Origin of the sequence: Lysinibacillus sp. FJAT-14745, assembly GCF_001275675.1 — a bacterium.
GTDB lineage: Bacteria > Bacillota > Bacilli > Bacillales_A > Planococcaceae > Lysinibacillus.
The window spans coordinates 36052-45483 of sequence record NZ_LITM01000008.1; the positions used below are offsets into that span (position 1 = coordinate 36052).

Here is a 9432-nt window from a genome sequence, read left to right on the forward strand (position 1 = left end):
GGCACACAAATAACCCTGACTTTTAACCATGTTACCTGAGCAGTTCTATGGTCTACCTAGAGTGGATTTTCTCTTTACCCGGGAAGTTCTAAGGTCCACCTGAGCAGTTCTCCACACTACCCGAGTTTTTTTCACGTAGACCCGAGCTTCTTTATGTTACCTGAACATGTCCACTTCCCTCTATACTGCCATAGTAAACTACATGGAGCGAGACACACAAAAAAGCAACCGCCCATAAAAATGGATGATTGCTTAAATGTTTTATTTATTAAATATCCGTACAAAATTCAATAGTGGTTTATAGTTTTTACCCGCGAGTCCGATGACTTCAACCAAAATTTCAATGGCTGTTAAAATAACAGCTACGAGTAAAATCGCACCCCATACTTTTGCCATAGAGAAAATAACTGCGGCTAAGCCAAACATTATTGCAATTCCATAAATAATGAGCACTGTTTGTCGATGTGTAAAGCCCATATCCAGTAAACGGTGATGTAAGTGTGATTTATCTGGATCAGACCATTTTTTCTTCATACGTACACGACGAATAATCGCAAAGAATGTATCAGAAATTGGTACACCTAGTATAATAATCGGGATAATAAATGAAACGACCGCAACATTTTTAAATCCAAGCAATGCGAGTACTGATATCATGAAGCCAAGGAATAGGGCTCCCGTATCGCCCATAAAGATTTTCGCTGGGTGGAAATTGTAAAATAAAAAGCCAACTGTGGCTGCTGCTAAAATGGCTGCGATTGCTAGCACGAACATATTGTGCATAATAATTGCCATGACAGCTAAAGTAATCAGGGCAATCGTTGAAACGCCTGCCGCTAGACCATCTAAGCCATCGATTAAATTAATGGCATTGGTAATCCCAACAATCCAAAGAATTGTTAAAGGGATACTTAGTAATCCAAAATTTAATTCACCTACAAATGGTAAATTAACTACATCAATTTGAATGCCACCTACAAAAATAACGATAAGTGCCGCAACAAGCTGACCAGCTAATTTGGCCTTTGCGGAAATTTCACGCATATCATCTATGACACCTGTTGCTACGATAATGCAAGCACCAATAATAATTGCCAGTAAAAAATTACTCCCATTTTCATTGATTATCAAAATCGGCTTAAATATAGCCACAGCTATTAAAAAAGAAAGGAAGATCGCCAATCCTCCAAGTCTTGGCATAATTCGGGCATGTACTTTTCGATAGTTCGGTGCGTCGACAGCACCTATTCTGAACGCTAATCGTTTCACTAGTGGAGTTAACAATATTGAAGCAACAAATGCTGCTATTATAGACACGTAGAGCATGTCTCTCCTCCTCAAAAAATAATCTACATTTAAATTCTAATTGATTATAGCACGAACAGACGCCAAAATATACTTTTTCTATTTATTTTCCACCATTTCACAAATATTATTCCTCTTTTTTAAATTGGAAGAATGCTGCATGTCAAATGTAGTCACCATTCGTAAAATTTGATAAAATAATGTAGTGTCTAGCATTTAGACAATTTAAAAGGAGCGTAAATTTCATGTTCTCAATTTTTAAACGCAACAATGAGCAAACTAGTGCTCGTCAATTAAAACACTACTATAAAATAGTAGATCAGATTAATAGTCTTGAAGAAAAATACGTCAATAAGTCAGATGAAGAATTAAAAGAAATGACTTTTATTTTCAAGGATCGTTTAGAACAAGGTGAACCAATTACATCGATCATCCCAGACGCATTTGCTGTTGTACGCGAAGCCTCAAAACGTGTATTAGGTATGCGTCATTTTGATGTACAGCTTATCGGTGGTCTTGTTTTAACTGAAGGTAATATTGCTGAGATGCCTACAGGTGAAGGTAAAACGCTTGTCGCTTCCCTTCCTTCCTATGTACGCGCTTTAGAAGGTAAAGGTGTTCACGTCATTACAGTTAATGACTACCTAGCTAAGCGTGACTACGAGCTTGTCGGTCAAATTCATCGTTTCCTTGGTTTAACAGTTGGTTTAAATATACCGATGATGGAGCCGGGTGCAAAAAAAGAAGCCTACAACGCAGATATTACATATGGTGTAGGTACTGAGTTCGGATTTGACTACTTACGCGACAACATGGCTCATAGCTTAGCTGATAAAGTACAGCGCCCTTATCACTTCGCCATTATCGATGAAGTCGATAGTGTCCTTATTGATGAGGCAAAAACACCGCTTATTATCGCTGGGAAAATGCCTGCGAATGATGAGCTACATCGCATTGCCTCTATGCTAGCTAAACGTTTTAAAGAAGAAGAAGATTACGATTTTGATGATGAAACAAAAGCTACTTCTTTAACAGATAAAGGCATTGAAAAGGTTGAGGCTGCCTTCAATGTTGATAATCTATATGATCTTGAACACCAAACACTTTACCATTACGTTATCCAAGCAGTTCGTGCACATGTGATGTTCAAGCGCGACGTTGATTACATCGTAAAAGATGACAAAATCGAGCTTGTTGATATGTTCACAGGTCGTATTTTAGAAGGTCGTTCGCTATCTGATGGCTTACATCAAGCGATTGAAGCAAAAGAATGCGTAACAATTACTGAAGAAAATAAAGCGCAGGCACAGATCACAATTCAGAACTATTTCCGTATGTATCCGAAGCTTTCTGGGATGACGGGTACGGCGAAAACACAAGAAAAAGAAATTCGCGAAGTGTACGGCATGGAAGTTATTCAAATTCCAACAAACCGCCCACGTCAACGTGTCGATCAGCCTGATATTATTTTCAACAAACAGGAAGATAAATATAAGTATGTTGCAGCTGAAGCTAAACGTCGTCACGAAAAGGGACAACCTGTCTTAATTGGGACAACGTCAATATTGCAATCTGAAACAGTGGCCGAACACTTAAAGAAAGCAGGCTTAAAATTCCAATTGCTGAACGCTAAAACAGTTGAGCAAGAGGTTGAGTTGATTTCACAAGCTGGTCAGAAAGGTCGTATTACTGTAGCGACAAATATGGCTGGTCGCGGTACAGATATCGAGTTAGGCGAAGAAGTTCATGCACTTGGAGGCCTATATGTCATCGGTACCGAAAAGCATGAAAGCCGCCGTGTAGATAATCAACTGCGTGGTCGTTCAGGTCGCCAAGGTGACATAGGTGAAAGTCGCTTCATTCTCTCTATTGAAGATGATATGTTCCGCCGTTATGCAAAAGAAGAGGTTGAAAAATTCTCAGAGAAAATAGTTGTCGATGAAAAAGGCATTATCCAAACTAAAGAAGTTCAAGAACTTATTAACCGTACACAACGTATTGTTGAAGGCTCTCAATACGGTATGCGTGAATATAACCTAAAATTAGACGATGTTATCAATGATCAACGTACAGTTATTTATGGTCTACGTGATAAAATTTTAACTGGTGAAGATTTAATAGAACAATTAAAGCAAATGTTCTATGAAACTGTAGATTTTGCAGTACGTGATGCAGCTTCTGAAGAATTACCTTCAGTTGAATGGAATTATGATGATATGGAAAGAACCTTAAATAGTCTCTTCCTTTCACCTGTTACAATTGATAGAGAAGTAGGCAAAGTAATCCCTATTTTAGATTCACTTCAAGAACCTGTTGATGAGTTAACAGTAAAGATGGAGAAATTTTCACAAAATGAACAAGTAATGACGATAATACCTCAAGTTATGCTGAGTTACTTAGATAGTGGTTGGGTGAAACACTTAGAGGATATGGCACACTTAAAAGAAGGTATTGGGTTACGTCATTATCAACAAGAAGATCCTATGCGAATTTATAAGCGTGAAGGCTTGGAATTGTTCGCTAATAATTTCCAAGAATTACGTCGTTCTATCATTATAGAAATTACAGGCTTCATGAAAATGATTGAAGCACAATTGGAGGTACAATAATGGGCTTATTCTCATTCTTTAAAAAATCAGACAAAGTTGTTCAAGAAAACACAATTGACTCTAAAGACTTATTAGGAAGTGCTACTACGGACAATGGCGATAATCGCGATGTCGTGACTAAGCTATCATTCCATCCAGATTGGGATGTTCCACAGGAGCAAAAGTACATTTTTAATTTCCTTGCTAATGAGCTAGAACCATTGAAGCCAAATCAATTATCACTTTCTTCTATTAGTATTGAAGAAGATCCGCGTTCTAAAAAATGGCAAGTACGTGCATTTTTCCGCTCATCATTACCTCAAGACATTGAGCTAGGTGAAATTGAGCTGTTCATTATGGATAAAAATGACGAGCTTGTAGCATCTAAAAAATTCGACTTTGCAGCACTTGGCACAATTCCAGCAGAAAGTGCTCGTCCATGGGTATTTGACTTTGAAAAATCAACAATAAAAGTCGATGAAGTACCAGAAGATGGCTGGAAAATTGCATTCAACCTTGTTTCCCTTCGTGGTCACCAATTAGAATTAGACCCATCATGGGAAGAACAACTGCCTGCAGCACAAAAAGAAGAGCTTGAAAAAATCGTAAAAACTTTACCTAAGTTAGGCGAAACAGAAGTAAACTTCACTGGCCTACAAGCGAAACTTGCTGATAACGGTAATTTTAATGTGTCCATCTTCATTCGTAACGGACATAATAAAGCTATTAATCTAGAACAATTACCATTAGAAATCATTGATGCAACAGGCAAACAAATTGCTAAAGGCTCATTTAAAATGGATCCAATATTAACTGTACAACCAAACTCAACAAAGCCATGGACATTTATCTTCCCAGCAGAGCTTGTTGACGCAAAAGATGCTGATCTTTCTCGTTGGACAGCACGTGTAACACAATAAAGTGTTTAAAAACCCTTCTTTATATTAAAAGAAGGGTTTTTTCATTTGTTCATTTTCTTATGGAACGATGGTCGGTGTTTTATCAGCGATGTTTGGTGTCTTATCAGCGATTCTGACACTTTTATCAGCGATAGTCGGTGTCTTATCAGCGATTCTGACACTTTTATCAGCGATGTTCGGTGGTTTATCAGCGATTCTGATACTTTTATCAGCGATGTTCGGTGTCTTATCAGCGATTCCGACACTTTTATCAGCGATGTTCGGTGTCTTATCAGCGATTCTGACACTTTTATCAGCGATGGTCGCCGCCTTTATCAGCGATGCCACATTTTTTATCAGCGAAACTGTTCGCCTTCAACCGAGAATTTTTATCTAGCCTCATAAAAAAAGCGATCTCTGCGTATATGCAAAAATCGCTTTTACTTTATTTAATAGCATCGAATCGTTTATAAGCTACTAATCTGGTAGACCAGTAAGAGTATGTAACGTCCGAAACTTCAACACCATCTGCACCTGCATGGATAAATTTACTGTTGCCTATATAAATACCCATATGAGATATTCCATCTTTGTACGTATTTTCAAAAAATACTAAATCCCCTGCTATCGGATTTTTAACTTGTGTTGTATTACCGTTGAAATATCCTTCGCTACTGTCTCTGCCAATTTTTAAACCACCTTGATTAAATGCATGGTAAATAAGGCCACTGCAATCTAGACCTTCAGATGTGTTGCCACCGTAGAGATATGGTGTTCCTACTAATGAATTAGCTACTTCTACTGTTTTCTTATAAACAGCTTGTCCATTAGCCGTAGGATCTTTAGATGTTACTGACGATGTTCCCGCATCTGAAGATCCGTTATTATGTACTGTTTCAGTCTCGGGTGTTGAGGCTACTGGAGATAATTTTAACACCTGTCCAACGTAAATACTATCTGTCGTAAGTCCATTCCAGTCTTTAATGTCCTTTATTGTCACATTATATTGCTTAGCGATTTTGGATAATGAATCGCCTTTAATTACTGTATGTGAAACAGTTGTGGGCTTTGATGGTGTTGTCGGTTTTGTTGTTGATGGATTTGAAGGCTTTACCGCATCATTAGTAGCTTGTTTTGAAACTTCAAGCTTTTGCGCGACGTAAATCATATCATTCGTTAAATTGTTCCAACTTTTTATGTCTTGTACTGTTATTTTATTGCTTTGAGCGATTTTAGTTAAAGTATCTCCTTTTTGTACGGTGTATGTAGCTGCTTCTGCGGTCTGTAGCGCTAAAAATGAAGTAGCTATAGTGCTTAAAGCAAAGATTCTCAACTTTTTTGTCTTTTTCATACCAAATTGCCTCCGTTCGTGCTAAAATATTTCCTTGTGTGTCTATCATACTAGATATTTTAAAAATCAGATATCGGAAAAACTGACTATTTTTCAAACAATTTATGAATCTTACTGATTCCGACAAATTCTTACAAATTTTTAAAGAATATTAATTGCAAGATTAGTATTCATATGATAACATACACTTCTGTATTTAAAATTTTTAGAAAGTTTTATCTTTTCAAACTTAAAGGAGTTTTAATTTTTATGAAAAACATCTTGCTTTTCATCAAGGAAAATTTGGCAGTAGGTTTACTATTATTTGCCTTATTTTTAGGTGCTGGAAATATTATCTTCCCCCCATTATTAGGTCAACAAGCTGGTGAACATATAACAACAGCCATGATTGGTTTCTTAATAACAGGTGTCGGATTACCACTATTAGCAATCGTTGCTATTGCGAAAGCAGGTGGCGATCTACAATTACTTGCTAATCGTGTCAGCCCTACCTTTGGTGTTATTTTTACATCAATCGTTTATTTAGCGATTGGACCATTTTTTGCAGTGCCGCGTACAGGCTCTGTATCCTATGAAATTGGGATTGCCCCATTACTCCCAGAGGCAGCAACTCATCATTGGGCACCACTTTTCATTACTTCTGTAGTATTTTTTGCCTTTATACTATTCTTAGCGATTAACCCTTCAAAGCTTGTCGATCGCGTTGGGAAAATTTTAACGCCTGCTCTATTGGCCGTTATTTTACTACTGGCGATTAAAAGCTTTATTTCCCCAATGGGTGAACCAGGGACAGCTATAGGAAAATACACTAAGTCACCGTTGACTGAAGGCTTTGTTCAAGGCTACTTAACAATGGATGTACTAAGTGCACTCGTTTTCGGAATCGTTATTTTGCAAGCATTGCGCGACATGGGTATGTCGGATACTAAAAAGCAAGTCAAAACGACAATTTTCGCGGGAATTGTTGCCGCTCTTGGCTTATCATTTGTCTATATCTCACTTGGACAAATTGGTAACACTAGTATTGATGCAATTGGTACTTTTGATAATGGTGGTACTATTATTGCGAAGTCAGCTGAAGTTCTTTTTGGTAAACTTGGAAGTATCATATTAGCTGTCACAATTTTACTAGCTTGTATATCTACTGCTGTAGGTTTACTGACTGCCAATGCTCAATATTTCCATAAACTATTTCCTAAAGTTTCGTATAAAACGTTTTTAGTAATTTTCACAATTTTCAGTGCAGCGATTACAAACGTAGGTCTTGAAACAATTATTAGTGCATCACTACCTGTATTATTAATCATCTATCCGCTAGCGATGGTGTTAATGGTTCTGTCGCTTTTCGATAACTTCTTTAAAGGTGGAAAGATTGTTTACATTTTAGCTTTAATTCCTACATTCTTTGTTAGTCTGAATGATGGTTTAAAGGAAATGAAGATTACAATTGCACCATATGTGAACATTTTAAAAGCTTTACCATTATACGAGCAAAGTCTGGCATGGCTTGTACCTGCAATAATCGGTGCGCTTATCGGCTTTATCATTCATAAGCTAATAAAAAAATAAAAGTTCTTCATCTAACTTGAATCTGCATGCTTTTTGCGAATAAGCCTCAAGCTTCTTTTAGACAACGACTGTCTATGAATCTTGCATAAACTTACTTTCACGCAAAAGACTAGCAGATTCATTTTTTTGTAGTAAATCCCCTCCTTTTCCTATTCACGCTTATATGGAAATTCATGTATAATAAAGATAATTAGAAAAGAGGTGTCCCATGAAAAAAATATTGTGGTCTTTCGTATTCGTTCTAAGCTTTTTCATCTTTCCATTTACAAACGCTTCTGCTGCAAGCAATGAACAACAGCTTGTAAAGGAAATCAAGGCAATTATTGAGGAAAAATATGTTGGAACCATCCATGGAGATTTGCAAAAAGCTAAAACAATTCCTGAAATCATTGATATGCTAGACCCTTATTCCACATATTTTACGAAAAAGGAACTAGAGGATTATATGAATAGCATCGATCTATCAACATTTGGGATTGGTGTAATCATCGAAGAACATGCAGATGGCATTCATATTTTACAAGTGTTTGAGGATAGCGGTGCATCTAATGCCGGTGTAGTTGCTGGAGACATTATTATTGCCATTAACGGGCAATCCGTAGTAGGAAGCTCTACACAAGAAGCCTCCTCCTTATTAATTGGTGATGAAGATACTAAAATAGAAGTGACCCTCAAACATGCAGATGGTAAAACTTCTACTACAACCATTACACGAAAAAAATTCACATTACCAAATGTAGAATCTACCTTACTGTTTGGGGATGTTGGATATATTGCTATGTCATCCTTCACAGAAGACGGTGCAAAGCTTGTCAAGGATGCACTTATTCAATTAAAACAGCGTGGTGCAACCTCTTTTATATTTGATTTACAAAACAATGGTGGCGGCTATGTGTCAACAGCTGAGGAGATTGCAGGGCTATTCCCGAACACAAAAATTGCGTATTTACTACAAGAAGCACATGCCACTTATAAAATACGTGCAGTCAATCAAAACGAAAAATTCCCAGCTGATACACGTATTCTCGTAAATCGCTATAGTGCTAGTGCCTCTGAAATGTTATCAGCAACATTACAAGATCAGCAATCTGCTATTTTATATGGAGAAACTACGTATGGAAAAGGCTGTATGCAAGGCTTTTTTGAATTGCAAGATGGTAGCTATTTAAAGCTTACTATTGGTAATTTTACAGGTCCTTCAGGGAAAACGATTAATGAAGTTGGGGTAAAACCGAACGTCCAAACAAAAACTGCTCCTATTTTCCAGGCACATTATGATGCAATTAAAGCACAATATACCAATTATAAAGAGCTTGCAAGCTTAAAAAATGTACCAACGTCTAAAACATTTACCGTGAAATTCTCACAAGCACTCACTCCGGAGATTGCTAAAGGCAGTGTACAGCTTGTCGCTTTAGGCGGTAACGAAGTACCAATTACTGCAAAAGTCGATGGTAGTTCATTACTTGTTACTCCATCAAAACCGTTAAACAGTGGGCGAGAGTACATGCTACTTGTTCATCCATCTATTCAAAAAGAATCAGACAATAAGCTTCAAAAAGGCGCTTATCTTCATATTACAGTTAAGAAATAACAAATTCCTCTCACCTTTAAGTAGTGGTGAGAGGAATTTTTTTAATTTATAACAGGCGTGTTGATTAGGAAAAAATAAGTTTATTATTGAGCGATAAAAGGATTTTTTCGTTACCACTTTGCCAAT

At 37.1% G+C, this 9432-nt stretch carries 7 protein-coding genes; 5 read left to right on the top strand and 2 right to left on the bottom strand.

What is annotated here, in order from left to right:
• Window positions 1-261: 261 nt before the first annotated feature.
• Window positions 262-1326 carry a glycosyltransferase family 4 protein gene (locus AMS59_RS14020; RefSeq protein ID WP_053484371.1) on the bottom strand — a complete coding sequence of 355 codons (1065 nt, stop codon included), beginning with the start codon at window positions 1324-1326 and terminating at the stop codon, window positions 262-264.
• A gap of 224 nt (window positions 1327-1550) precedes the next feature.
• On the opposite strand from AMS59_RS14020, the gene secA2 reads away from it, so the two are divergent.
• The 3 genes from secA2 to AMS59_RS14035 all read left to right on the top strand — a co-directional run bounded on the left by secA2 (window position 1551) and on the right by AMS59_RS14035 (window position 5189).
• Window positions 1551-3914: an accessory Sec system translocase SecA2 gene (gene secA2, locus AMS59_RS14025; protein WP_053484372.1), complete on the top strand. Its 2364-nt coding sequence runs from the start codon at window positions 1551-1553 to the stop codon at window positions 3912-3914.
• Window positions 3914-4813, top strand: a complete 900-nt coding sequence (locus tag AMS59_RS14030) for an accessory Sec system S-layer assembly protein (RefSeq protein ID WP_053484373.1) — start codon at window positions 3914-3916, stop codon at window positions 4811-4813. Before secA2 ends, AMS59_RS14030 begins: the two co-directional genes overlap by 1 nt.
• 67 nt (window positions 4814-4880) lie before the next feature.
• Window positions 4881-5189 carry a hypothetical protein gene (locus tag AMS59_RS14035; RefSeq protein WP_053484374.1) on the top strand — a complete coding sequence of 103 codons (309 nt, stop codon included), beginning with the start codon at window positions 4881-4883 and terminating at the stop codon, window positions 5187-5189.
• A gap of 48 nt (window positions 5190-5237) precedes the next feature.
• Here AMS59_RS14035 and AMS59_RS14040 read toward each other — a convergent pair whose 3' ends face one another.
• Window positions 5238-6143: a LysM peptidoglycan-binding domain-containing protein gene (locus tag AMS59_RS14040; protein WP_053484375.1), complete on the bottom strand. Its 906-nt coding sequence runs from the start codon at window positions 6141-6143 to the stop codon at window positions 5238-5240.
• Window positions 6144-6392: 249 nt separating this feature from the next.
• Between AMS59_RS14040 and brnQ the strand changes: the two genes are divergently transcribed.
• Together brnQ and AMS59_RS14050 are read left to right on the top strand one after the other, a co-directional pair.
• Window positions 6393-7712: a branched-chain amino acid transport system II carrier protein gene (gene brnQ, locus AMS59_RS14045; RefSeq protein WP_053484376.1), complete on the top strand. Its 1320-nt coding sequence runs from the start codon at window positions 6393-6395 to the stop codon at window positions 7710-7712.
• Window positions 7713-7920: 208 nt separating this feature from the next.
• Window positions 7921-9306 carry a S41 family peptidase gene (locus AMS59_RS14050; protein WP_053484377.1) on the top strand — a complete coding sequence of 462 codons (1386 nt, stop codon included), beginning with the start codon at window positions 7921-7923 and terminating at the stop codon, window positions 9304-9306.
• The last annotated feature ends 126 nt before the right edge of the window (window positions 9307-9432 follow it).